The following is a 24,250-nucleotide window of genomic DNA, read 5'->3' as shown; positions in this document are numbered from 1 at the left end:
GGGAGTGACGAGCACGACAGGGACGGCGACCTGTCACACGTACTGCGCGAACTCGTCCAGCGCCCTCAGTACCTCCGACTCGTCACCCGACGGCAGTTGCACCACCACTTCACTCACACCCAGGTCCGCGTAGCGCGTCAGCTTGTCCGGCGAGGGGTGGACCGCGTACGGGACGATATAGAGCGCTTCCGGTGAACGGCCCGCCGATTCCCACGCCTTGCGCAGGGCCGGGACCGACTCGGCCAGGCCCCGGCCGCCGATCGGCAGCCAGCCGTCCGCCTGTTCGGCGATGCGGGCGAAGAGTTTGGGGCCCGGCGCGCCGCCGACCAGGGTGCGGGGGGCGCCGTTCGCCGGCTTGGGGTGGGCCTCGCTCGGGCGGACGGAGACGAACTCGCCGTCGTACGGGGTCGGTTCGGGCGCCCACAGCGCCCGCATCAGCGCCAGCCGGTCCCAGCCGAGCGCGCGCCGTGACGTCCACTCCACTCCGTGGTCCGCCGCCTCCTCCTTGTTCCAGCCGAAGCCGAGTCCGAGGGTGAACCGGCCGCCCGACAGATGGTCGAGCGTCGCGATCTGCTTGGCGAGGTCGATCGGGTCGTGCTGGGCGATGAGCGTGATGCCGGTGGCGAGCCCGAGGCGGTCGGTGACCGCCGCCGCCTGGGCGAGCGCGACGAAGGGGTCGAGCGTACGGCCGTACTCACGCGGCAGGTCGCCGCCCGCCGGGTACGGGGTGGTCCGCTCGACCGGGATGTGGGTGTGCTCGCCGAGATAGAGCCCGGCGAAGCCACGCTCCTCCAGCTCCCGTGCGAGCCGCACGGGCGTGATCGTCTCGTCGGTGAGGGAGAGGGTGGTCGCGATCCGCATGCGGGCGTTCTCATTTCGGCTCGGGTGGAGAGCTGCGCCGAGGTCGGGTGCCGTTCAAACCTATGCCCGGCCCGGCGGGGCTGACGCGGATCGGGCCACACATGTGTCCCGCGACACAACAGGACGGACAGCCACCGGCAATGTCCGCACCACCTCCCTACCCCCTTCCCTTGCACGCCCGTTCACGGCTCAATACCAGGGTTCGAGTGCACCACTCCTGTCCCTCCAGACACCTCCAGGGAGCCGCCGGCATGTGCAACGACCACACCGAACACGCGATGGGCAGACGCGGTCTGCTCGTGACCGGAGCCGCCGCGGCCCTTACGTTGGGCAGCGTGAGCTTCGCGAACGCCGCACCCGGCGACAACAGCAGCGGCGAACCCGGTGCGGAGACCCGGACCGTACGCGGCACCCTGCCGACCGGTTCCCCGGACTTCGTCTACCTCCCGGTCGACGTCCCGCGCGGCGTGCGCGAGATCCGCGTCGCGTACAGCTACCAGCGGCCCGCCGTCCCCGCCGGCACCCAGGGAAACGCCCTCGACATCGGCATCTTCGACGAGCGCGGCACCGGCCTGGGCGGGGACGGTTTCCGGGGCTGGTCCGGCGGCGCCCGTTCGGAGTTCTTCATCCGCGCCGACGAGGCGACCCCCGGCTATCTGCCGGGCCCGGTGCGGTCCGGGAAGTGGCACATCGCGCTGGGGCCGTACACCGTCGCGCCCGAGGGCCTGGCGTACGAGGTCACGATCACCCTCACGTACGGCTCCCCCGGCCGCACCCCGCGCCCGGTGCACCCGCCCGAGCGGGCCAAGGGGCGCGGGCGCGCCTGGTACCGGGGCGACTGCCATCTGCACTCCGTGCACTCGGACGGCAGGCGCACCCCCGCCGAGATCGCGGCGGGCGCGCGGGCCGCCGGGCTGGACTTCATCAACACCAGCGAGCACAACACCTCGTCCGCGCACGCCGCTTGGGAGGGGCTGTGGGGCGACGACCTGCTCATCCTCACGGGCGAGGAGATCACCACCCGCAACGGCCATGTCGTGGCCATCGGCATGGACGCGGGCACGTTCGTCGACTGGCGCTACCGCGCCCGCGACAACCGTTTCGGGCACTACGCGCGCGAGGTACGGCGCGCGGGCGGTCTGGTCGTACCGGCGCATCCGCACGCCACCTGCATCGGCTGCAACTGGAAGTTCGGCTTCGGGGACGCCGACGCGGTCGAGGTGTGGAACGGTCCCTTCACCCCGGAGGACGAGGTCGCCCTGGCCTCCTGGGACAACACCCTTGTCTCGTCGGCCCGTTCGGGGCGGCCGTGGACCCCCGCGATGGGGAGCAGCGACGCGCACCGCGACCCCGAACCGATCGGCACCCCGCAGACGGTCGTCCTCGCCGACGAGTTGTCCCGCGAGGCGATCCTGGCGGGCATCCGCGCGGGCCGCAGCTACGTCGCGGAGTCGGCCGCGGTGTCCCTGACCTTCGGCGCCTCGGGCGGTCGCGGCCTGCACGCGGGCATCGGCGAGCGGCTGCGGGTGGCCGACGACGACCCGGTGACGGTACGTCTTGAGGTCACCGGCGCCCCGGCGGGCAGTTCGGCGCGCATCGTCACCGACCAGGGGACGCTGCACACCGTCACGCTGCCGGAGTCGGGGACGGGGACGGTGGAGTGGCGTACGACGGCCGAGTACGCGACGTACGTACGCGCCGAGGTACGCCGGCCCGCGACGGCCCCGCCCCTGCCTGGCAACTTCGTCGCGCTGACGAATCCGGTGTTCCTGGGGCGTGCGGGCGCGTAGGCCCTGTCCGACCCGCACCCCCGGCCCGCCCCTCCCGCGCCCCCCGGCCCGCCAACGCCCCGCCTCCGCCCCGCCGTAGTCTGAGTGATCCAACAGGGCAGGAACACGTCAATTCCTGGAAGAAGAGGCGAGGGCGGGCATGGTACGTACGGCGGGGGTCAATTGGCGGGCGTGGGCGGAGTGGTCGGCCGGGGCGCTGGTCCTCGTACTGCTGGCGGGCTGGATCTGGTGGGAGAAGAGCGGCACCCCTGAGCGTTGGCGCTACGAGGAAGCCGTGCAGACCTTCTGCGGGGGCCTGCCGGCCCACGAGAAGAGTGCACAGTTCGAGGGCCTGCGAACCGGCACGAATCTGTCGAGCGACACCACCTTGGGTCCGGACGCCTACTCCTGCCGTCTCGGCGTGGCGCCGGCGGAGGTGACCGTGGCCCGGCTCGGCGCCGGGAAGTACGAGACCCTGGACCTGGAGCGCGTCCTGCCGCACTTCAGCGGGAGCCTGTCGCCCGTGCCGCTGACCGGCGGCTGGCGCGGCGCGATCGACGGCGGGTCGGTCCGGGTCCTGGTCGACTGCCGTGACAGTGAGGACCGCGTCGCGGTGACGGTCGGCTCCTACCTCAACGAGACCGGGCATGAGGAGACGGAGGCCCGTCAGGCGTCGGAGGACGGGTGGCTCGACAGCGATCTGTTCTGGGCCCGGTTCGCCGTCGCGACGGCCGTCAAGGCCGCGGCGAAGTGGGACTGCGACGCCGAGGCGGGCAAACCCCTGCGGGCGCTGCCCCCCACGGTCGTCGAGCCCGAACCGGTCGCCGGCGCCGACGGCACCTGCGCCGGCCTGCCCTTCTCCCGCGACAAGCGGCTGGAGGAGATGGAGGAGACCCGGGTCGGCGGCGGCTCGGTGTACGAGACCTGTCGTGTCATCGCCTCGGACTACTTCGACGCGCCCTACGTCTTCACCGCCCGGTTCGGTCCGGACGTGCTGCTCGGGCGGAACGTCGCCGACGTCAACACGGAGGCGGCGGCGGGAGTCGGCGTACACGGAGCCTGGGCGAGCGCGGAGTGCCCCGGCGATGCCGAGCGCGCCCGGTTCACGGCGATCGTGCCGCTCGAGGCTGCCACCGTGTGGCTGCCCGGCGAGAAGGGCGAGGAGACTTTCGGGCTGCCCGCGTTCCGGGAGTTCGCGGAGCGGTCGGCCGAGCGGCACGGCTGCACCGATCTGCGTCTGCCGTCGGAGCGCCGCCTGCCGTCGGCGAGGTGAGGTCCCGTCGCTGCCGTCACTCCCGGTTCGGGACGTTCAGGATTTACCCGGAGGGGCGTCGTCCTTTACCGTGTCGAGGGCTTGTGCAGACCCCCGCCCGAGGCTGACGCCGCCACTCCGGACAAGGCAGACTGTCGGGGGCGATACCGGCAGTTCGGGGGCAGGGGGAGCTATGCACCGTGACAGCGGGCCGCGCGTACCGGAGCAGCGGGCTCCGGCCGCACTGGACAGCACGTCGATGAGCACGTCGACGGGCCCGTCTGTGAGCACGTCGACAGGCACAACGAACAGCGCACCGAGCGACGCACCGAGCGACGCACCGAACAGCGACGCCCCGGCACCCGCCACGCCGACCACCCCGACACCCACCCCGGCCGCGTCGGCGCCCGTCCCTGCCCCCGCCACCCCGGCCCCGGCACCCCTCGTCGGCGAGCTGCGCTTCAGCGTGCTCGGGCCCGTACGCGCCTGGCGTGGCGGCGAGTTGCTGCCGCCCGGTTCGCCCCAGCAGCGCGCGCTGCTCGCCGCCCTGCTCCTGCGGGACGGCCGTACCGCCACCGCCGGGGAGCTGATCGACGCGATCTGGGGCGAGTCGGCGCCCTCCCAGGCGCTCGCGGCCGTACGGACGTACGCCTCCCGGCTGCGCAAGGTCCTCACCCCCGGTGTCCTGGTCAGCGAGTCCGGCGGCTACGCCCTGCACACCAGGCCCGACGCCCTCGACCTGAGCATGGCGCAGGAGTTGGCCACCGCCGCCGAGAAGGAGCGGGCCGCGGGCAACCGCCAGCAGGCCCGTCTGCTGATCAACAAGGCCCTGGGGCTCTGGGACGGCGAGCCGCTGGCGTCCGTGCCCGGTCCGTACGCCGAGAACGAACGCCACCGGCTCGACGAGTGGCGCCTCCAACTCGTCGAGCACCGGCTGGACATAGACCTGGAGCTGGGCCGGCACGCGGAGGCCGTCTCCGAACTCACCGCGCTGACCGCCGCGCAGCCGCTGCGCGAGCGCCTGCGCGAGCTGCTGATGCTGGCCCTCTACCGCAGCGGCCGGCAGGCCGAGGCGCTGGCCGTGTACGCGGACACGCGCCGTCTCCTCGCCGACGAACTGGGGGTGGACCCGCGCCCCGAACTCTCCAAGCTCCAGCACCGCATCCTCCAGGCGGACGCCGAGCTGGCCCGCCCGGTGGAGGAGACCGCGCCGGTCGCGACCTTCACCCGGCCCGCCCAACTGCCCGCCACGGTGCCGGACTTCACGGGCCGGGAGGTGTTCGTGCGGGAGCTGGGCAGGCGGCTCGCGAGCGCCGAGGGATCGGTGATGGCGGTCTCCGCGCTCGCCGGTATCGGCGGCGTGGGCAAGACGACGCTCGCCGTGCATGTCGCGCACGCGGCCCGACCGCGCTTCCCCGACGGCCAGTTGTACGTCGACCTCCAGGGCGCGGACGCGCGCTACGCCGAACCGGAGGCGGTGCTCGGCTCGTTCCTGCGGGCGCTCGGCACGCCCGACTCGGCGATCCCGGTCTCGCTGGACGAGCGCTCCGCGCTGTACCGCTCGGCGCTGGACGGCCGTCAGGTCCTGATCCTGCTCGACAACGCGCGCGACGCCGCGCAGGTGCGCCCGCTGCTGCCCGGTACGGAGGGCTGCGCCGCGCTCGTCACGAGCCGGGTCCGGATGGTCGATCTGGAGGGTGCCCATCTGGTCGACCTGGACGTGATGTCGCCGGAGGAGGCGCTTCAGCTGTTCACCCGGATAGTGGGTGAGGAGCGCGTCAGCTCCGAGCGCGAAGCGGCGCTGGACGTGGTCGCCGCCTGCGGTTTCCTGCCGCTCGCCATCCGTATCGCCGCCTCCCGGCTGGCCTCGCGCCGTACCTGGACGGTCTCGGTGCTGGCGGCGAAGCTCGCCGACGAGCGCCGGCGGCTGGACGAACTCCAGGCGGGCGACCTGGCGGTGAAGGCGACCTTCGAGCTGGGCTACGGCCAGTTGGAACCCGCGCAGGCCCGCGCGTTCCGGCTGCTGGGGCTGGCCGACGGCCCGGACATCTCGCTGGCGGCGGCCGCCGCCGTACTGGATCTGCCGCTGCACGAGACCGAGGATCTGCTGGAGTCCCTGGTGGACACCTCCCTGGTCGAGTCGGCGGCGCCCGGCCGCTACCGCTACCACGATCTGGTCCGGCTCTACGCGCGCGCCTGCGCCGACCGCGACGAACAGCCGCCCACCGGGATCGACTTGGCGCTGTTCCGGCTGCTGGACTTCTATCTGGCGACGGCATCGCGGGTGTACACCATCGAGCGGCCGGGCGACCGGCTCAAGGACCATCTGGAGCCGACGGAGTACGCGGGCCTGGTCTTCACCGAGCGGCAGGAGGCGCAGGACTGGCTGTACGCGGAGGCCGACTGCCTGCTGGCGTGCGCCAGGCAGGCGGCGGGCGGGACCCGGCTGCGGGTCGCCGTGGACCTGCTGTGGGCCGCGCAGGACCTGGCGGAGTCGGGCGCCAACTCCAAGTCGTACGAGGCGGCGGCCCGTTCGGCGCTCGCCGCGGCCCGCGAGGCGGGCGACGCCCGTACGGAGGGACGCGCGCGGACCTCGATGACCAACGTCCATCTGGTGGCGGGCCGTTACGAGGAGGCGGACGAGGAGGCCCGGCAGGCGGCGGCACTCGCGGCGTCCGTCGGGGACCCGGCGCCGGTCTACTGGTCGGACAACGACCGGGGCATCATCGCCTTCAACCAGGGCCGCTTCAAGGACGCCGAGGCGCATCTGCTCAAGGCGATGGAGGGCTCCCGCGCCGACGGCAACCGCCCCGGCGAAGCGAGCGCCCTGTGCAACCTCTCGCGCATCCAGCACTCCATGGGCCGTACGTCACGGGCCATCGCGCTGGCCGAGCAGGGCGTCCAGGTCTACGACAGCATCGGCCACACCCTGCGGCTCTCCAACGCCCGCTTCGCGCTGGGCATCGCGCTCACGCACGCCGGGCGGCACACGGAGGCGCTGGAGCAACTGGGCGAGGCGATGGCGGGGTTCGAGGCGAACCGGCAGCGGCTGTGGGAGGGCACGACCCATTTCCGTATCGCCCAGGCCCATCTCGCGGCCCGCCGCGCCGCCGCGGCCGCGCAGCACGCCGAGCAGGCACTGGCGATCGGCTGCATCGGCGGCGACCGGACGCGGGCCAACGTCCTGATCACGCTGGGCAAGGCGCTGGAGAGCCTGGGGCAGGCGGACCGGGCGCGGGTGTGCTGGCGCGAGGCGCTGTCGCTGCTGGAGCGGTCGGACGCGGCGGAGGCCGAGGAGGTACGGGGGCTGCTCGACGCCCCGCTCAGCGCGGCGTGAGTTCCGCGGACCGCGGCGTGCGCCTCCGGGGCCCGGTCTGAGTTCCGCGCGGCGCGGCATGAGTGGCCCGAGGGACGTCCGATGTCCTACGGGGCGCCCGGCCTGGGCGTTCATCGAATGTTTATGCTCTTTCGGCATGCTCCAGTGCATATTCGATCCGTCGCCTCGGGGGGCAGACGGGTCGCTTGGGACCACCACCTCCGCAGGGAGATGGGCGGTCTCCCAGGCCTTCTGCCCGGCGACCTCGGGGGAGTATCCGGGCAGAAGGCCGCCTTCTGTAAGACGCAGGGATCCCAAGGGGGAAAGATGAGCAGCACCGAGAAGAACACGGACGACATCACCACGCAGGGCGACCACCACTCGCCGGCGCCGCCGAAGGACAACGTGACCACGCAGGGCGACCACCACTCGCCCGTACCGCCCAAGGGCAACGCGACGACCCAGGGCGACCACCACTCGCCGGCGCCGCCCAAGTAGCAGTCGCACGGGGGCACGACCGGGCGCGGTCGCGGCGGCGGGGGAGGGGGGCTGCCGCGACCGCGCCCGGCAGGGGGCGAAAGACAGAGGAACGACGGAAGTCGGGACCGTTCAGGGGGCCCCGCCGACCGTCGTTCTTCTGTCTTTCTCTGTCTTTCTCTGTCCTTCAGGTGCTCTCAGTGGCTCCGAGCGGTTCTCAGGCGGAGGTACGGATCGCGTTGTCGACCGTGCACTCGCCGCCGGAGGCACCCTCTTGGCCGGACGTGTCCACGGCGATGACCTCGACACTGTCGGAGCCGCCCGCCATGACGCCGGAGAGGCTGCCGGCGCTGGTGCCGACCGTCGCCCCGGAGGAGTCGGTGAACTCCACCGTGAACGAGTAGGTGTAGTCCACGGCGCCACTGTTGTTGGCGGTCACCGTGGCGATGAAGCCCTGCTTGGCGGTGTCGTACTTGCAGCCGGCGATGGTCAGGTCGCGGGCCGCGTCGGCCGAGCTGCCGCCCGTGACGGAGCCCCCGGTGGTGGTGGAGCCCGACGTGCTGTCGCTGTCGTAGTCGTCGTCGTAGTCGCTGTCCGAGTGGCTGCCGCCGCTGCTGCTGGAACTGCTGCTGGAGCTGGAGCAGCCGCCGCCGGAGCCACGGGCGCCGGTCAGCGCGACGATGGCGATGCCGAAGACGGCTATGGCGCGGACATGGCGAATTTTCACTTCAACCCCCGTTGAAAATGGTGCGGTTGGTCACTGTTGATGCCCTTTTGTCGAGCGCATGTCACCCTAGCAGGACGCAAGGGGTGCTCGGTGCAGGAGACCTCGGTGCACGGGACCAAATCTGGCGGCCCATGGTTCCCGGGCGTAGCGTCGAATTTCGGCAGCTGTGCTCCGCACGCTCACCGAAGGAGGCCGTCGATGGTCCGCAACATCATCGGGTCGGTCCTCGCCGTCATCGGGGCCGCCGCGGCGGTGGCGAGCCCGTTCCAGGCCTGGTACGACGGCCGGCACGGCCGGGACTACCGCGTCGAGGACCTGTTCAACGGCATCACCGGCACCAGCTCCGACCTGTGGGTGTCGCTCCTGCTGCCCTTCGTCTTCGCCGCGCTGGTCACCCTGCTCGGACTGGTGCTGCGCTCGCGGCTGCTGGTGGCGCTGTCCGGGCTGATCGTGCTCGGCTTCACCGTCCTGTGGATGGTGCGCCAGGGACAGCGCGCCGACGGTCTCACGCTGACCAGCGACGGCACGGGGATCGGCCTCGGCGTCGCGGGCGCCTTCGGCGGCGGGGTGCTGCTGCTGATCGCGGCGGCGGTGATGAGCGGGCGCCGTACGCGGCGCAGGGGTGGGGGCGGGGGGCATCGGTACGTCGGGGGCGACCGGGACCGGGACCGGGGCCGCGACATGGACCGCGACCTGGACCGCGAGCGGTACGGGGACACCGGACAGGTCGGACAGGTCGGGTACGACCAGCAGGAGCCGTACCAGCCTCACCAGTCGTACCAGCCGTACGACACCGAACCGTCCGCGGGAAGTACGGAACAGCACGCCTGGGACGACACCCGGGAGCAGCCCTGGACGCCGCCACCGCCGCCTCCGCCTCCGCCTCCGGACGACGACGACACCGGCCGCCGCCCGTAACGGATCAGCGGGCGCCGCGGCCCGTCGCCGTGCCCTTGATCGCGTCCAGCGCGTAGACGCAACGGTCCTTGCTGCACGCGTACACGACTCCCCCACGCGCCACCGGTGAGCCCGTGATCTCGCCGCCCGTCGCCAGCTTCCAGCGGAGCTGTCCCCCGCCGGCGTCCAGCGTGTAGAGGACATGGTCGGCCGAGCCGAAGTGCAGCCGGCCGTCGGCCACGACGGGTGCGCCGACGACCTCGCCGCCCGCGGCGAAGCGCCACTTGGGCGTACCGGCCACCGCGTCCAGCGTGTAGAGCGCGCTGCCGCTGCCGACGTGCACGTTCCCGGCGGTGACCAGGACCGGTTCGAGGGACTGGCGGGCCTCGGTGGCGATGCGCCAGCGGTCCTTGCCGGTGGTCGCGTCCAGCGCGTACACCGTGCCGAGGTAGTCGGCGAGATACACGCCGCCGCCGGTCACGGCCGGGCCGGGCGCGAAGGCGGGCGGGGAGAGGAAGACGGCGGGCGCCTCGAAGCGCCAGCGCACGTGCCCGCTCGCGACGTCGATGGAGAGCACGCGGGTGCCGGCGGAGACGTACACGTATCCGTCCGGCGCGGGCACCAGGCGAATCGGTACGCCACCGCAGGCGGCGCCGTCGCCGACGGGGTACGACCAGCGCTCGCTGCCGGTGCGCGCGTCGAGTGCCCGGAGCCGGGCGTCCTGCCATACGTACACCGTGCCGTCGAAGATCGCGGGCCCGGCCTCCGGTGTCTCGAAGTCGGTCTGGGCGCCGGTGACTTCCCACAGCTTCTCGCCGTTGGACGCCTCCCACGCCTGGACGCCGCCGCCGCGCGTGCCGGTGACGACGGTGCCCCGGTCGGTCTTGAGCGAGTACACCCACGCGTCGGTCTGGAGGCGCCAGCGCTCGGTGCCGTCCGCGCCGTCGAGCGCGTAGAGGGTGGGGCCGTCGGAGGCGTGGATACGGCCTCCGGCGACGGCCATCGCCCAGGCGACGTCGCGGGTCTTGAACTGCCGGCGCCCGCTGCCCACGTCCAGCGCGTGCACCTCGAACGACGTGACGTAGAGCAGATCGCCGTCGACGACGGGGGTGCCCCAGACGTCGTTCGACATCCGGAAGCGCCAGGGCCGCCAGCGGCCCGGCGCGGCGCCGCCGTCGGGGACGGGCGCCGGTGCGGGCATCGGCGGTACGGCGGGGGCCTGGACGGCGCTGGTGGACAGCGGTGCGCCGTTCGGCCCGAGCGGCGGCCGGATCCAGCCGGTGGCGGGTCCGGCGTCGACGGAGGCGGCGCCGCGGCCCTCCGCGACGCGGGGGCCGGGGCCGATCGGTACCGGGGAGCCGGAGAGGCGGACGGGGCCGCCGTGGGCCGGTCCGGCGGGCGCGGGCACGGACACCGCGGGGCCACGGCCGCCGCCCTGCCCGCCCTGCCTGCCGCCTTGCCCGCCCCGGCCTTCGCCGTCGGGGCTCCACGCGGCGTCCCAGTCGGGCGCGCGCGGGGGCGGAGGCGGGTCGTGGGAGGGCGGCGGGGGCAGCGGGGGACGCGCGGCAGCGGCGGCGGCCGCGTTGATGCGCCCGCCGCCACGGCGTTCCTCGATCATCTCGGTGGCGGACGCGGGCAGCCAGGCCGAAGCCGTACCGCTGTCGTCACTGCCCGAGGCGAACAGATGCGGGGCGAGCTGCGACTGGAGATCGGCGGGCGACGGGCGCTGGGTGGCGTCCATCTGCATGCACGACTCGATGAGCGGGCGCAGCTCCTCCGACAGCCCCTCCAGGTTCGGTCCCTCGCGCAGCAGCATGAAGACGGTCTCGACCGGGTTGGCCCCGTGGAAGGGCGCGTGGCCGGTGGCGGCGAAGACAAGGGTGGAGCCGAGCGAGAAGACGTCGCTCGCGCCCGTGACGCTGCGGGAGTCGCGTGCCTGCTCGGGAGACATGTACGCCGGGGTGCCGACGGCCACGTTGGTCATGGTCAGCCGGGTGTTGGAGACGCCGGATGCGATACCGAAGTCGATGACGCGCGGACCGTCTTCCACGACCAGCACGTTCGACGGCTTGAGGTCGCGGTGGACCAGGCCCTCGCCGTGGATGGACTCCAGCGCCTCGGCGATACCGGCGGCCAGCCAGCGCACGCCCTGCACGGGCAGCGGGCCGCACCGGTTGACCATCTCTTCGAGGGAGGGCGCGGGCACGTAGGCGGTGGCCAGCCAGGGCACGGCGGCCCGGGGGTCGGCGTCCACCACGGCGGCCGTGTAGAAGCCGCTGACCGCGCGGGCGGCCTCCACCTCGCGCGTGAAACGGACGCGGAACAGCTGGTCCTCGGCGAGCTCGGTCCGCACCGTCTTGATCGCCACGCGTCGGCCCGAGGCCGAGCGCGCGAGATAGACGAGCCCCATACCGCCCGCTCCGAGGCGTCCGAGCACCTCGAAGGGCCCGATACGTCTCGGATCGTGCTGCGTCAGCTGCTCCACTTGCCTGCCACCTCCCCGTACGGGCCACAAAGGTACGGCCCCCTGCCCCCTGATTCTTCCTGTCTGGGTCGATGGTTGCGAACCCGGGGGCGGATCGGGGTGTCTCACCCTGTTTCGGACAGGAAATGAGCGAACGACCGCGTACGGAGTGACTATCACGTCCGTAACAGTCTTGACGCGTACGGACCAACGCGGGTTGCCCCACCCGTACACACGACTCGCACGCGCCCCTCAAACCACTCTCGAACCACCTGAAACAACCTTCAGGCGGCCTCCGTCTTCAGGACTCAGGCGGCCTCCGGCTCCGCCAGCACCGCGAAGACCGCGCCCTGGTTGTCCACCAGGCTCGCGATCCGGCCGTACGGGGTGTCGGCGGCGGACTCGCGGACCCGGCCGCCCAGCCGTACCGCCTCGGCGACCGTCTCGTCGCAGTCCGCCACGGAGAAGTAAACGAGGAAATGCCCCGGCATCTCCTTGGGAAATGCGTCGGTGATGACACTTCGCCCGCCGATGGCGCTGTCACTCCCCGGCTCGGATCCCGCCGGGGACCAGGTGCGGAAGTCGACCGGTTCGCCCGGGAGGTCCTTGCCGACGAAGCCGAATACCGACTCGTAGAAGAGGTCGACGCTCTCCTTGTCCCTCGTATAGACCTCTGTCCAGCAGAAAGATCCGGGCTCACTCTGCTTTTCGAAGCCGGAGTGCGCGCCCGGCTGCCAGAGGCCGAAGACCGCGCCGCCGGGATCGACACCCTGCGCCATCGTGCCGTACGGCCCCACGGCTGTCGGATCCATCACCATTCCGCCGCCGGCCTCCTTGATTCGCGCACTGAGCGCGGTGGCGTCCGATGTCGCGAAATAAACGCCCCAGGCGGTCGGCATACGCCCGTCCTGCTTCGCGGCGAGGGCGGCGACGCGCTTTCCGTCACTGAATGCATTCGTGTAGTACCCGTATGCCGCACCGCCGTCCGCGCCGAATGTCCAGCCGAACAGCTCGCCGTAGAAACGCTTGCCCGCCCGGACGTCGGGAAGCGACACATCCACCCAGCACGGTGCGCCTTCCGCGAATGCGGCCATGAGCCCGGATCCTTCCTCCGTGTGCGTACCGCCCGAGCGGTGCGCCTTCCGGCCACGCTAATGGCGCATTTCGCCCGGCGCAGGACGGGGCAAATCGAACAATTGACTAATTGTCTCCCGGTGAGGGCCTGTGCGCATTGGGTTATCCACCGCGGTTGTCCACAGGCTGTTGATAACACTATTCCTGGTCACAGGCTCCGGGCGGGCCTCTTCCGCTCCTCTCCCGCCCCTCTTCGCCCGCTCTTCCAGCCCCTCTTCCGAGCCCCGGTGATCAGCGGGCGGTTCCCCATTTGCAGTCGGCCGAATCGCGCTCCGATCACCCCTCGGTAAGCTGACGGCATGACAGGACAAGTACGTACCGTCGACGGCCGCGTGGCCGGTCGGCGCGGCCAGGCGACGCGGCAGAAGCTGCTCGACTGCCTCAGCGAGATGCTCAGCACCTCGCCGTATCGGGACGTCAAAGTCATCGACGTTGCCCGGAAGGCAGGCACTTCACCCGCGACCTTCTATCAGTACTTCCCGGACGTCGAGGGCGCTGTCCTTGAGATCGCGGAGGAAATGGCCAAGGAGGGCGCCGGATTGACCGAACTGGTCTCCGGGCGCTCCTGGGCCGGTAAAGCGGGACGCCAGACGGCGGAAGAACTCGTAGAGGGATTCCTCGACTTCTGGCGCAAGAACGACGCGATCCTCAGGGTCATCGATCTCGGCGCGGCCGAGGGCGACAAGCGGTTCTACAAGATCCGCATGAAGATCCTGAGTTCGGTCACCAACTCCCTTACGGATTCCGTGAAGGAGCTCCAGTCCAAAGGCAGGGTCGACAAGGACGTCAACCCCGCCGCGATGGCCGGTTCGCTGGTCGTCATGCTCGCCGCGGTGGCCGGGCACCAGAAGGGCTTCCAGACCTGGGGCGTGAAGCAGGCCGAACTGAAGCCGAATCTGGCCCTGTTGGTCCACCTGGGCATCACGGGCAAGAAGCCGGCGAAGTAACGGTGCCCTTCCCTCCGTCCTGTCACGCCGGCGGCGGATCAGCGAACTGATCCCCGCCGGCGCTCCCTTCTCACGAGCGCCGGGTGACTCACGGGCGTCTCGCGGGTGTCTCACGGACCGGACGGCAGCACCCGCTCCACCAGGACGCCGATGAGCCGCGCGGTCTCCTCCTCCGAGAAGACACCGGGCAGCGTGAGCCGCTCCACCACGAGCCAATTGGTCGCCAGATAGATCACCTTGACCGCGTCGGCGTCACCGGGCAGCCCGGACGCCAGATGATGCGCGACATTCGCCTCGACGTCCTCCGCCACGCGCGCGGTCAGTACGGCGCGCAGTTCGGGACGCCGGGTGGCCTCCAGCCGCAGTTCGAGCAGCGCGAGAAACCCGGTCCGGAACGCGGCGACCCGCTCCACCACCTGCCGTACCAACTCCGCCGTCCGCTCTCGGGTGTTGGGCCCGGTGACCATGCCGGCGACGGTGGCCTCGTCGGGAAGCAGCCGCACGTAGATCCGGTGACTCACCTGATTGAGCAGCTCATCACGGTTGGTGAAGTAGTTGGACGCCGTACCTTTGGGCACGTCCGCCTCGACGTCGACGGCCCGGAAGGTCAGCCCCCGGGCGCCGTCACGGGCGAGTACTTCGATGGCGGCATCGACGAGCGCGGAGCGGCGGGCCAGGTTCTGTCGCACGGGGTGGTCGCACCTTTCCTGTTTGGCACCACTTCAAATGTAGTACTACATCCTAAGTGGTCATGGGTCTTCGGGCGCGGTCCGGCGCGGTTGAATGAGCCCATGAGCGACCTGAGCGACGTGAGCGACGAGCAGCAGCAGGCATTCCGTGCGGTACTGCGCGATCTGCGGACCTGGGACTCCGGGCTGGCCGGCTTCGATGCCGGCGACGTGCCCGACGTACCGCTGGTGCTGTTCCAGCGGTGGTTCGTCGAGGCCGTCGGGGCCGGGCAGGTCGAGCCGCATGCCATGGTGCTCGCGACCGTCGACGGGGACGGGCGGCCCGACGTACGCACCCTGCTGCTGCACGACGCCGACGAGCGCGGCTGGCACTTCGCCTCGCACGTGACCAGCGCGAAGGGCCGCCAACTGGCCGCCAGGCCGTGGGCCGCGCTCGGGTTCTACTGGCCCGCGCAGGGGCGGCAGATCCGGGTGCGGGGTGCGGTGAGTGCCGCGGGGGCCGAGGAGAGCCGGGCCGATCTGGCCGTACGGTCCACCGGGGCGCTGGCCTCCGCGCTCACCGGGCGGCAGAGTGAAGTGCTCGGGTCCGCCGAGGAGTTGGCGCGCGTGTCGCAGGCCGCGTGGGAGCGGGCGCAGGCCGAGCCGGACGCGCCCGCGCCGACCTGGAGGCGGTATGTGCTCGACGCCGACGAGGTCGAGTTCTTCCAGGGCGACGCCCGGCGGCGCCACGTCCGGCTGCGCTACCGCCGTACCGACGGCGGCTGGGTGCGGGAGCTGCTCTGGCCCTAGTGCCCCGGCGCCCCAGGGCCCTGGTCAGCCGAGGCCGGAGATCCACGCGTCGACGGTGGTGACCTCCGCCTGGCGCGGGAAGACCTTCTCGGTCAGCACCCGGTGGACCTCCGCGTCGGCGTCGCCGCAGCCGTCGGACAGGACGGTCAGCCGGAAATCGAGGTCGGCGGCCTGGCGGAGCGTCGACAGGACGACGCCGCTGGTGGCGAGGCCGGTCAGGACGAGGCGGTCGATGCCGCCGCCGCGCAGAACGAGGTCGAGGTCGCTGCCGGCGAAGGCGCTGACGCGCTTCTTGGTGACGACGCTCTCGCCGGGGCGGGGCGCGACGTCGGGGTGGATGGCGGCGCCGGGGTCGTCGTCGGTGAAGGCACCGTCGGGCAGGGCGCTGAAGACCTGGCTGGACCGGGTCTCGGGGTGGCCGGGGCGGAAGCCGATGACGACGTGCACCACCGGCACGCCTGCGGTCCGGGCCGCGGTGACGGCGCGGGCGAGGCGGGACGTGTAGTCGGGGTCGAGGTCGGGGACGCGGTCGACGATGCCCTTCTGGACGTCCATCACGAGCAGGGCTGAGTTGGTCATGGTTGGTCCTTCGTCGTTGCGGTGGGTTCGGGGTGGGGTTCGGAGTGGGGTTCGGTCTTCGCGGGGCCGATACGGCGCAGTGAGCGGTCGACCACGGTCACCGCGAGGAACAGGACGCTGACGGCCAGCAGGAACCAGGCGAGATGGTGCAGGCCGCCGGTGTCGACGTGTTCGCCGTAGAAGGCGCCGTTGGCGGCGGAGGCGATGATGGCGCCGAGGTAGCCGAAGGTGCGCAGGAGGCCGGCGGAGGAGCCGATGCGGTCGGGGTCGGCCTGGTGGTAGACGGCGTTCTGCAGGGCGAGGCTGTTCAGTCCCTGGGGGACGCCGAGTACGAACACGACGGCCAGGAGCAGCAGCACCGGGCTGTCGACGTGCAGGAGGAGCAGCAGGGCGCAGGCGGCGATCTGGCCGACGGCGCCGACCAGGAGCTTGCCGCGCACGGCCTCGCGGCGTCCGGTGAGGGTGGAGACGACGATCGCCGTTGCGAACAGGGGCAGTTGGACCAGGCCGGCCTGGGAGGCGGAGAGCCCGTACCCCTCCTCCGTCCACTGCGTGTAGCCGTACAGGAAGCCGTAGGTGACGACGTAGCAGAGCAGGGCCCTGCCGTAGGTGGCGAGGAGTGGCAGGTTGCCACCGAGTACGCGTACGTCGATGAAGGGCTGCCGCGTCCGTAGTTCGCGCCAGGTGAAGCCGGCTGCCGCGACGACGGCCAGGACCGCCAGGTACCAGTCGTCGCCGCCGGGGTTCATCAGGAACAGCAGGAGGCAGACGAGCGCCACGGAGAACAGGCCCATGCCGGGCAGGTCCAGGTCGCTCACGGGGTGGCGGCCGTCGCGGCGCATGGGAGTGGCGGGGGTCGCGGGGATGCGACGGGCGCCGAGGTACAGGCCGACGAGGGCGAGGGGGATGTTGACGGCCAGGGTGGCGCGCCAGCCGCCGACGCCGATCAGCAGTCCGCCGAGGCTGGGGCCGATGACGGCGATGGTCTGGGTGGTGACGGCGAGCGCGGTGAGGACACCGGCCGGGCTGTTCTGTCCGGTACGTCGGGCCTCGCTACGGATGAGGTACATGGCGGCCGGATAGCCGGCGCAGGTGCCGAGGCCGAGGAGTACGCGGGCGGCGACGAGGACCCCGAGATTGGGGGCGAGCATGCCGACGACCCCGGCGACGCCGGTCAGCGCCGTCCCGATCAGGAACAGACGGCGCGGCCCGAAGAGGTCGATCAGCCGTCCCACGACGGGCTGCCCGATGGCGGTGGCCAGATAGAGGGCCGAGATCAGCCACGCGGTTTGGGAGGGCGGCGCACCGAGCGCGACGCCGATCGGTACCAACGACACAGAGATGATGGAGGAGTTGACCGGATTGAGGGCTGCTCCCAGCATCATCGGGGCCAGCAGCCGCCGGTCGAAGCCGTCGCCCGGCGCCTTGGCTCCGCCGGGACGCGGTCGGCACAGGAGGCGGGACACGGCGCCGGTCACGACCGGGTGACTCGTTCCAGCAGGGCCGCCGCCTCGATGACGGTGCGACGTTCGGCTTCCGTGCAGTTGTCTTCCAGGGCGCGGGTGAGCCAGCCCTCTCCGGCGCGGCGGCGGTCCTCCAGGAAGGCGTGGCCGCTCTCCGTGACGAAGATCAACTGCCGCCGGCCGTCCTGGGGGTCCGGGCGCCGGGAGACGAGGCCGCGATCCTCCAGTACGCCGATGGTGGCGGCCACCGACTGATGCCGTACGCGCTCGGCGGCGGCCAGGTCGCTGACCGATGCCTTGCCGTCCTTGTCCAGGCGGCTGAGGACGGAGGTCTGGGAGGGCGTGAGATCGCCGGGGTCGTAGCTCTCGCGCATACGACGCCGAAGACGGCTGAAGACCACGCGCACCTCGCGCGCCGCGCGTACGGCCGATTCGGACACGTCGGTGACGTCCGTTACGTCGGTGACGTCCGTTACGTCGGTGCCGACAGTGCCTTCAGTGATCTCGTCCATGTACGCAGGCTAACTTGCGCAGTCCAGCCTGCGCAAATATGTCGCCCGCGCTCAGCCGGCCCCGAAGCGGTCGCGGGACGACTCGATGTGGCCGATGTACTGGTGGGTCCAGTCGCACATCCGGTGGACCGTCTCCCGCAGGGCCAGGCCCGGTTCGGTGAGGGTGTACTCGACCTTCGGCGGCACGGTGGGGTGGACCTTCCGCTCGGCCAGGCCGTTGCGTTCCAGCATGCGGAGGTTCTGGGTGAGCATCTTGTGGCTGATGCCCTCGACCTCCTTCCGTACCTCGCCGAAGCGCAGGGTGCGCTCCCCCAGCGCGTCGATGATCAACAACGCCCATTTGTTGGCGACGTCCGAGAAGATCTCCCTCGCGAGCGAGTCGGCGCGCGTGAGGTCCGCGTTCTCGGGCGAGCCGCTGAGCTGCTTGGTCACCATGAGGTTCCCCAGTCACTGAAAAGTGCGTTCTTCCATGTCGGCGCACACTCTCCTACGGTTCCTGAGTAACCACAAGAGACCACAAGTGCCCGCAAGAGCCCACCCGAGACCGCAAGAGAGCAGGCAGCAGCATGGCCATCACCCTGGTGAACCCCACCGGACTGCCGGAGATCGACGTCTACCACCAGGTGTCGGTCGCGACCGGATCGAAGCTCGTCTTCATGGCCGGGCAGGTCGCCTGGGACGCCGACGGAGCCACGGTCGGCGAGGGGGACCTCGCCGCGCAGGTCGAGCGGTGCTACCTCAACGTCGCCACCGCGCTGGCCGGGGTCGGCGCGTCCTTCGACGACGTCGCGAAACTGACCGTGTACGTCGTGGACTGGACCCCCGACAAGATGCCCCAGTTCCTGGACGGTGTCGCGCGGGCGTCCGCGAAGCTCGGGGTCACCCCCGTACCGCCGGGCACGCTGATCGGCGTCGCGGCGCTGGACGTACCCGAGCATCTGGTGGAGGTCGAGGCCACGGCGGTCATCGACTGAGCGACCGGCCGAGCGACCGGCTGAGCGGAGCGGACCGGCTGAGTGCCGCGCCCACCGCGACCGCCCTCACCACGCCCACCCCCGCCAAGGACCCCGCTGGGTAACCTGAACGGGTGACCACCGAGCTCCGACTCCTGTCCGAGGTGTCCTACCGGGGCCGGGGGATCACCGGCCCCCGGTTGCACGGCCTCCTCGCGCTCCTCGCCGACGACCTGCGCGCGGGCCGCACCAGCGCGCGCCTGGTCGCCGGCCTCTGGCCGGAGGCCGAGGAGCGGCCCGAGCACCCGAAGAAGGCGCTCCAGGTACTCGTCTCCCGCACCCGCGCACAACTCGGCCCCGGCCTCGTCGTCAGCACCACCACCGGTTACCGGCTCGCCCTCGACGAGCACCAGGTCGACGCCTCCGCCGTACTGCTCAGCGCGGCCGAGAGCGCCCGCCACGCCCGCGCGGGCGACCACATCTCCGCCCTCCACCACGCCGAGGCGGGCCTCGCCCAGTGGGAAGGGCGGCGGCAGGACGCCGGCGCCGTAACAGACCCCCATGGCCCCCTCGAAGACGAAACCGACGCCGACGCTGACGGAGCCGAAGACCCCCTGACCGAACTGCGCCGCCGGCGGGCCTCCACCCACCGCTCCCTCCTGCGTGCCCGCGCCCTCGCCCTGTCCCGGCTCGGCCGCCGTACCGACGCCACCGACCCGCTCACCGCCGTCCTGCGCGCACGCCCGCGCGACGAGGAGGTCCTGCTGGAGCTGCTGCGCTGCGAGGCGGCGACCGCGGGCCCGGCCCAGGCCCTGGCCACGTACGACACCTACCGCCGCGCCCTGCGCGCGGAGTTGGGCACCGATCCGGGCGCCCCGCTCCAGGCCGCGTACCAGGAACTCCTCCGGAGCCAGGCACCCGTTCTCCGGCACGGCGTCGTCCACGACCCCAACGCCCTCATCGGCCGCGACGACGACATCGCCACCGTCGCCGAACTGCTCCGCACCTCGCGCGTCACCTCCATCGTCGGCGCGGGCGGCCTGGGCAAGACCCGGCTCGCCCACGCGGTGAGCCGCGTCGCCGAGCAGCGTTCCGTGTACTTCGTACCGCTCGCCGGAGTCGGCACCGACGGCGACGGCGACGTCGCGAGTGAGGTCGCCTCCGCCCTCAGCGTCCGCGAGGCGCGCCGCACCACGCGCGCCGGGCTCACCGCCCCGGCGGACGTACTCGGCCTGATCGTCGCCGCGTTGGGCCCCGGGCCGGTCCTGCTGGTCCTCGACAACTGCGAGCACGTCGTGCGCGGCACCGCCGAGATGGTGCGGGGCCTCGTGTCGATGACCCGCGATCTGCGCGTACTGACCACCACCCGGGCCCCGTTGGGCCTCTCGTCGGAGTCGGTGTACGGGCTGCCGCAGCTCGACCTCCCCACGTCCGTCGAGCTGTTCGAGCGACGTGCGCGCGCCGCGCGCCCGGACGTCGAACTGGCGCCGGACGCCGTTGCCGAGGTGTGCCGCCAACTCGACGGACTGCCCCTGGCCGTGGAACTCGCCGCCGCCCGCGTACGCGTTATGTCCGTTCCCACCATCGCCCGCCGCCTGGGCGACCGCTTCACCCTGCTGCGCGGCGGCGCGCGTGACGCACCGGCGCGCCACCGCACCCTGCGGGCGGTCGTGGAGTGGAGCTGGAACCTGCTGGATCCGGCGGGTCGGGCCGCGCTGCGCGCCCTCTCGGTCTTCCCCGGCGGCTTCACCGAGGAGGCGGCGCACGCGCTGCTCGGCCGACGCCCGGAGACCAAGGACACGGACGAGGACGCGGACGCGGAGGACACGCTGCGAGTCCTGGAGGACCTGGTCGACCAGTCGCTGCTCAGAGTGGTCGACGCCCGGTCGGGCGCGCGCTTCCACATGCTGGAGACGGTAAGGGAGTTCGGTACGGCACACCTGGAGGCGGCAGGCGAGACCACGCGCGTGACGGCCGCATTCCTCGCCTGGGCACGCGACTTCGGTACGACGCACCACGGACCGCTCCTCGGCGCCGCACCCATCACGTCCGGAGAGCTGATCAAGGCCGAGCAGGACAATCTCCTGCGGGCGCTGCGGCTGGGGCTCGCCCAGGGGGACGGCGCCACGGTGGCGGCCACGACCGCCGTTCTCGGCGGCGTCTGGCTGGTCGAGTCCGCGTACGCGCGCATGGCGGCGCTCACCGACGAGACCGCCTGGACGCTGTCGCACTACCGGCCGGGGCCCGAGGCCGTCGAGGTCACCAGGACGGCGCTCACGGTGTGCGTCGCGTACGCCGTCGTCACCCAGGGGCCGCACGCCTCACGCGCCCTGGTCGCCCTGCGCCGGCTGCCGACCGCCCCTCCCGACACCCTGATACGGGCCACGTCCGTCGTCCTGGCCGCCGTACCCGGGACGCCAACGACGGACGGCGGCGACAACTCCCTGCTGACCGCCGTGACAAGCGCCTTCGACAGCTTCGCCCGCGAGTCCGAGGGAGATGTAGAAGGCGCGCTGGCCGCCTCCGTACGCATGCTCGACGCGGCCGACGCCGTGACGGTCCCCTGGATCTGGATCATCGCCCACGCGCGCGTCGGTGAACTGGCCGCGCGGTCCGGGCGGATCGAACGGGAGCGGAACCACTACGAGGCGATGCTGCCGGTGCTCGAAAGGCTCAACGCCTGGCCGGACGTGGTGGGGGTCCACGCGGCGCTGGCGCTCATCGGTCTTCAGCTCGGTGATGTCGACGACGCCGAGCGCCAGTTGGACCTCGCGACGAGCTGTCCGGCGGACGACGAGGCCGCGATGACGTTCGGCCTCGGGACGGACGCGGAGTCCGGTCACGCGTTCGATCACGCGGTACGGGGTGAGATCGCCCTCGCGCGCGGGCAGATCGAGACCGGGCTGAGCCTGTGGCGTACGGCCGTGGAGCAGGTGACACAACCCAGCGACAGGAACCTGATCGCCGAACACAGCCTGGATCTCTGGGCCGTTGAGATCGGTACGGCCGCCGTGCTGGCGCACGCCCAGCACGGCCGGCTGGATCTCGTCGCGGAGACCGCCGGTGGACTGCGGCCCTCACTGGCGAAGGCGCTTGCCTCCCCGCTCGCCAGTTCACCGATGTCGCTGCTGGAACTTCCCGCCTGTGGCGCCCTGTTGCTGACGTTGGCCATGGTCGACCTCGCGGCTGTGGACGGCACCACCGACGGCGACGGAGCCGCCCTGCGGCGGTCGGCGGCCCGGCTGATCGCCCTCGCCGAGCGCTTCCGCCTCCTCCGGAACTTCCAGCCGACCATGTCCCCCGCCCGCGCCCGCCGTACCGCCGAGCGGGCCGACGCGGCCGAGTACGCGCGGGCGGCGGCGGAGTACGCCGTCCTCCCCCACGAAGACCTGCGCGCGGCGGCCCTGGAGGCGCTACGACAGCGGGACGGGAGCGTGCACGCCACTCAACGGGCGGCAGGGTCGCGGTTGTAGAGCTTTCGGGCCCAGAGGTAGGCGAGGAGGGCGATGGCGGTGCTCCAGGCGGCGGTGAGGGCGGCGTTGTTGCCGATGGGTGTTCCGGTGAGGAGTCCGCGGAGGGTTTCCATGACGGGGGTGAAGGGCTGGTACTCGGCGAACCAGCGGAGCCCGGTGGGCATGGAGTCGGTGGGGACGAACCCGCTGCCGAGGAACGGCAGCAAGGTCAGCGGCATGGGCAGGTTGCTCGCGCCCTCGACGGTCTTGCTGACCAGGCCCAGGGCGACCGACAGCCAGATGACCGCGAAGGCGATCATCCCCAGGATCCCCAGCGCCGCAAGCCATTCCACCGGGGTCGCGTCACTGCGGAACCCGATGACCAGCGCGACAGCCACCACGATCACCATCGCGATCACGGTCTGGACGAGACTCCCGACGACGTGCCCCGTCAGTACAGAAGCACGGGAAATGGACATGGTACGGAAGCGGGAGATGATCCCCTCGGTCATGTCCATCGCCACGGAGACCGCGGTGCCCTGGGCGACGGCGGCGACGGTCATGAGCAGGATCCCGGGCATCACGTAGACGATGTACTCACCACGACCACCCCCCGCCCCACCAGCTCCGCCGCCGGCCGGGCCGGGGCCGAGTCCGTTGCCGATGGCGCCGCCGAAAACGTAGACGAACAGCAGCAGGAACACCACCGGCATCCCCGCCAGCAGCACCGTCATCGACGGGTAGCGCAGCATGTGCCGCAGATTGCGCCGCAGCATCGTCGCCGAGTCCGTCAGCGTGTGGTTGAGGGAACTCATCGGGTCACAGCCTTCCCGCTCAGGGAGCCGGCGGTCGCGGTGCGGACGGGCTGGGGCTGTCCGGTCAGGGCGAGGAACACGTCGTCCAGGTCCGGGGTGTGGACGGTCAGTTCCTCGGCCTCGACCGCATGCGTGTCGAGGAGGTCGAGCAGGGCGCGCAGGGAGTTGACGCGTCCGTCGCTGGGGACCTGGAGGGTCAGTGCGTCCTCGTCACGCGGGATGTCGTCCAGCGTCCGGGACAGGACCCCCACCGCCGTCTCGAAGGCGGTGGTGTCGGTGAACCGCAACTGGACGTGCCCGCCGGGGACCAGGCGTTTCAGCTCCGCGGGTGTGCCCTCGGCGACGAGGCGCCCGTGGTCCAGCACCGCGATCCGGTCCGCGAGCTGGTCGGCCTCCTCCAGATACTGCGTCGTCAGGAAGATCGTCACCCCTGGTCCGCGACCAGGGAGCGGATGATCTCCCACATCGTGCGCCGGCTCCTCGGATCCAGCCCCGTCGTCGGCTCGTCGAGGAAGATCACCCGCGGATCCCCCACCAGCGTCATCGCCAGATCCAGCCGCCGCCGCATCCCGCCCGAGTACGCCGACACCACCTTGTCCGCCGCCCCGGCCAGATCGAACCGCTCCAGCAGCTCCTCCGTCCGCCGCCGCCCCACGGCACGCCCCAGATGACGCAGATCCGCCATCAGGTCCAGATTCTCCCGGCCGCTCAACAACCCGTCCACCGCCGAGAACTGACCCGTCACCCCGATCACCGACCGCACACCCTCCGGCTCACGCCCCAGATCATGACCCCCCACCCGCACCACCCCACCATCAGCACCGATCAACGTCGACAGAATCTGCACCACCGTCGTCTTCCCCGCACCATTAGGACCCAGCAACGCAAACACCGAACCCTCCACCACCTCCAGATCAACACCACCAAGAACAACCTTCTCGCCGTACGACTTGCGCAGTCCGCTCACGCTGATGGCACGTGGCGCTGCGGCCGTTGTGAGGTTTGTCGTCATGGGGAGCAGCGTGGGGCCCGTCGGATTCACGCCGCTTTCACCGCGGTTTCAGCCGCCGCGCGCAGAACTTACCCGGACGTAACCGATTCGCAATCGATTCCCATCTTGACCGAGACCCAACAAGTGCCCGCTCGATTACGCT

At 71.6% G+C, this 24,250-nt stretch carries 19 protein-coding genes and 1 pseudogene; 9 read left to right on the top strand and 11 right to left on the bottom strand.

The features are described from left to right. Nucleotides 1-33: 33 nt before the first annotated feature. Entirely contained in the window at nucleotides 34-861 is an 828-nt protein-coding gene (locus tag ACFT9I_RS10075) for an LLM class F420-dependent oxidoreductase (RefSeq protein WP_382562595.1), read from the bottom strand. Between the two features lie 251 nt (nucleotides 862-1,112). Here ACFT9I_RS10075 and ACFT9I_RS10070 point away from each other — a divergent pair, with 251 nt between their 5' ends. The 4 genes from ACFT9I_RS10070 (at nucleotide 1,113) to ACFT9I_RS10055 (ending at nucleotide 7,696) form a co-directional block, all read left to right on the top strand. Beyond that, nucleotides 1,113-2,651 (top strand): CehA/McbA family metallohydrolase, encoded by a 1,539-nt coding sequence (locus ACFT9I_RS10070; RefSeq protein WP_382562593.1) that lies wholly within the window; start codon nucleotides 1,113-1,115, stop codon nucleotides 2,649-2,651. Nucleotides 2,652-2,790: 139 nt separating this feature from the next. After that, entirely contained in the window at nucleotides 2,791-3,903 is a 1,113-nt protein-coding gene (locus tag ACFT9I_RS10065; RefSeq protein WP_382562592.1) for a hypothetical protein, read from the top strand. 172 nt (nucleotides 3,904-4,075) lie between these two features. Further along, nucleotides 4,076-7,219 (top strand): BTAD domain-containing putative transcriptional regulator, encoded by a 3,144-nt coding sequence (locus tag ACFT9I_RS10060; RefSeq protein ID WP_382562590.1) that lies wholly within the window; start codon nucleotides 4,076-4,078, stop codon nucleotides 7,217-7,219. A gap of 306 nt (nucleotides 7,220-7,525) precedes the next feature. After that, nucleotides 7,526-7,696: a sigma-like protein gene (locus ACFT9I_RS10055; RefSeq protein WP_382562589.1), complete on the top strand. Its 171-nt coding sequence runs from the start codon at nucleotides 7,526-7,528 to the stop codon at nucleotides 7,694-7,696. A gap of 196 nt (nucleotides 7,697-7,892) precedes the next feature. Here ACFT9I_RS10055 and ACFT9I_RS10050 read toward each other — a convergent pair whose 3' ends face one another. After that, nucleotides 7,893-8,402: a hypothetical protein gene (locus tag ACFT9I_RS10050; RefSeq protein WP_382562588.1), complete on the bottom strand. Its 510-nt coding sequence runs from the start codon at nucleotides 8,400-8,402 to the stop codon at nucleotides 7,893-7,895. A 198-nt stretch (nucleotides 8,403-8,600) separates the two neighbouring features. Here ACFT9I_RS10050 and ACFT9I_RS10045 point away from each other — a divergent pair, with 198 nt between their 5' ends. After that, complete coding sequence (locus ACFT9I_RS10045) at nucleotides 8,601-9,320, top strand: hypothetical protein (RefSeq protein WP_382562586.1); 720 nt, start codon at nucleotides 8,601-8,603, stop codon at nucleotides 9,318-9,320. A gap of 4 nt (nucleotides 9,321-9,324) precedes the next feature. Here the strand turns inward: ACFT9I_RS10045 and ACFT9I_RS10040 are convergent, their stop codons facing one another. Both ACFT9I_RS10040 and ACFT9I_RS10035 read right to left on the bottom strand, forming a co-directional pair. Further along, a complete protein-coding gene (locus ACFT9I_RS10040; protein WP_382562585.1) occupies nucleotides 9,325-11,784 on the bottom strand; it encodes a serine/threonine-protein kinase in 2,460 nt (819 codons plus the stop codon). A 287-nt stretch (nucleotides 11,785-12,071) separates the two neighbouring features. Next, complete coding sequence (locus tag ACFT9I_RS10035) at nucleotides 12,072-12,857, bottom strand: VOC family protein (RefSeq protein WP_382562583.1); 786 nt, start codon at nucleotides 12,855-12,857, stop codon at nucleotides 12,072-12,074. Between the two features lie 339 nt (nucleotides 12,858-13,196). Here ACFT9I_RS10035 and ACFT9I_RS10030 point away from each other — a divergent pair, with 339 nt between their 5' ends. Continuing rightward, a complete protein-coding gene (locus ACFT9I_RS10030) occupies nucleotides 13,197-13,844 on the top strand; it encodes a TetR family transcriptional regulator (RefSeq protein WP_078076684.1) in 648 nt (215 codons plus the stop codon). Nucleotides 13,845-13,954: 110 nt separating this feature from the next. On the opposite strand, the gene ACFT9I_RS10025 is transcribed toward ACFT9I_RS10030, so the two are convergent. Beyond that, nucleotides 13,955-14,533, bottom strand: coding sequence for a TetR/AcrR family transcriptional regulator (locus ACFT9I_RS10025; protein WP_382562582.1), 579 nt, complete (start codon nucleotides 14,531-14,533; stop codon nucleotides 13,955-13,957). A gap of 102 nt (nucleotides 14,534-14,635) precedes the next feature. Here ACFT9I_RS10025 and ACFT9I_RS10020 point away from each other — a divergent pair, with 102 nt between their 5' ends. Then, nucleotides 14,636-15,322 carry a pyridoxal 5'-phosphate synthase gene (locus ACFT9I_RS10020; protein ID WP_382562580.1) on the top strand — a complete coding sequence of 229 codons (687 nt, stop codon included), beginning with the start codon at nucleotides 14,636-14,638 and terminating at the stop codon, nucleotides 15,320-15,322. Nucleotides 15,323-15,346: 24 nt separating this feature from the next. On the opposite strand, the gene ACFT9I_RS10015 is transcribed toward ACFT9I_RS10020, so the two are convergent. The 4 genes from ACFT9I_RS10015 to ACFT9I_RS10000 form a co-directional block, all read right to left on the bottom strand. Continuing rightward, nucleotides 15,347-15,901, bottom strand: coding sequence for a cysteine hydrolase family protein (locus ACFT9I_RS10015; protein ID WP_382562578.1), 555 nt, complete (start codon nucleotides 15,899-15,901; stop codon nucleotides 15,347-15,349). After that, nucleotides 15,898-17,286, bottom strand: a complete 1,389-nt coding sequence (locus ACFT9I_RS10010) for an MFS transporter (RefSeq protein WP_382562639.1) — start codon at nucleotides 17,284-17,286, stop codon at nucleotides 15,898-15,900. Before ACFT9I_RS10010 ends, ACFT9I_RS10015 begins: the two co-directional genes overlap by 4 nt. Before the next feature lie 89 nt (nucleotides 17,287-17,375). Then, entirely contained in the window at nucleotides 17,376-17,876 is a 501-nt protein-coding gene (locus ACFT9I_RS10005; RefSeq protein WP_382562576.1) for a MarR family winged helix-turn-helix transcriptional regulator, read from the bottom strand. A gap of 51 nt (nucleotides 17,877-17,927) precedes the next feature. Next, nucleotides 17,928-18,311 carry a winged helix-turn-helix transcriptional regulator gene (locus ACFT9I_RS10000; protein ID WP_382562574.1) on the bottom strand — a complete coding sequence of 128 codons (384 nt, stop codon included), beginning with the start codon at nucleotides 18,309-18,311 and terminating at the stop codon, nucleotides 17,928-17,930. Between the two features lie 131 nt (nucleotides 18,312-18,442). Between ACFT9I_RS10000 and ACFT9I_RS09995 the strand changes: the two genes are divergently transcribed. After that, nucleotides 18,443-18,850 (top strand): RidA family protein, encoded by a 408-nt coding sequence (locus tag ACFT9I_RS09995; protein WP_382562572.1) that lies wholly within the window; start codon nucleotides 18,443-18,445, stop codon nucleotides 18,848-18,850. Between the two features lie 113 nt (nucleotides 18,851-18,963). Then, the gene (locus tag ACFT9I_RS09990; RefSeq protein ID WP_382562570.1) at nucleotides 18,964-22,302 is read left to right on the top strand and encodes an ATP-binding protein; all 3,339 of its coding nucleotides are present in this window, start codon (nucleotides 18,964-18,966) and stop codon (nucleotides 22,300-22,302) included. On the opposite strand, the gene ACFT9I_RS09985 is transcribed toward ACFT9I_RS09990, so the two are convergent. Together ACFT9I_RS09985 and ACFT9I_RS09980 are read right to left on the bottom strand one after the other, a co-directional pair. Then, a complete protein-coding gene (locus tag ACFT9I_RS09985; protein ID WP_382562569.1) occupies nucleotides 22,275-23,096 on the bottom strand; it encodes an ABC transporter permease in 822 nt (273 codons plus the stop codon). The two genes, ACFT9I_RS09990 and ACFT9I_RS09985, sit on opposite strands and share 28 nt — an antisense overlap. Then, nucleotides 23,093-24,108 (bottom strand): annotated as a pseudogene (locus tag ACFT9I_RS09980) (ATP-binding cassette domain-containing protein). The gene ACFT9I_RS09985 and the pseudogene ACFT9I_RS09980 overlap by 4 nt, the downstream one beginning before the upstream one ends. Nucleotides 24,109-24,250 lie beyond the last annotated feature (142 nt).

Source organism: Streptomyces sp. NPDC057137 (assembly GCF_042670825.1).
Classification (GTDB): Bacteria; Actinomycetota; Actinomycetes; order Streptomycetales; family Streptomycetaceae; genus Streptomyces.
Note: the sequence above shows the minus strand (reverse complement) of the source record. Positions and strands in the feature narration are given on the sequence as shown.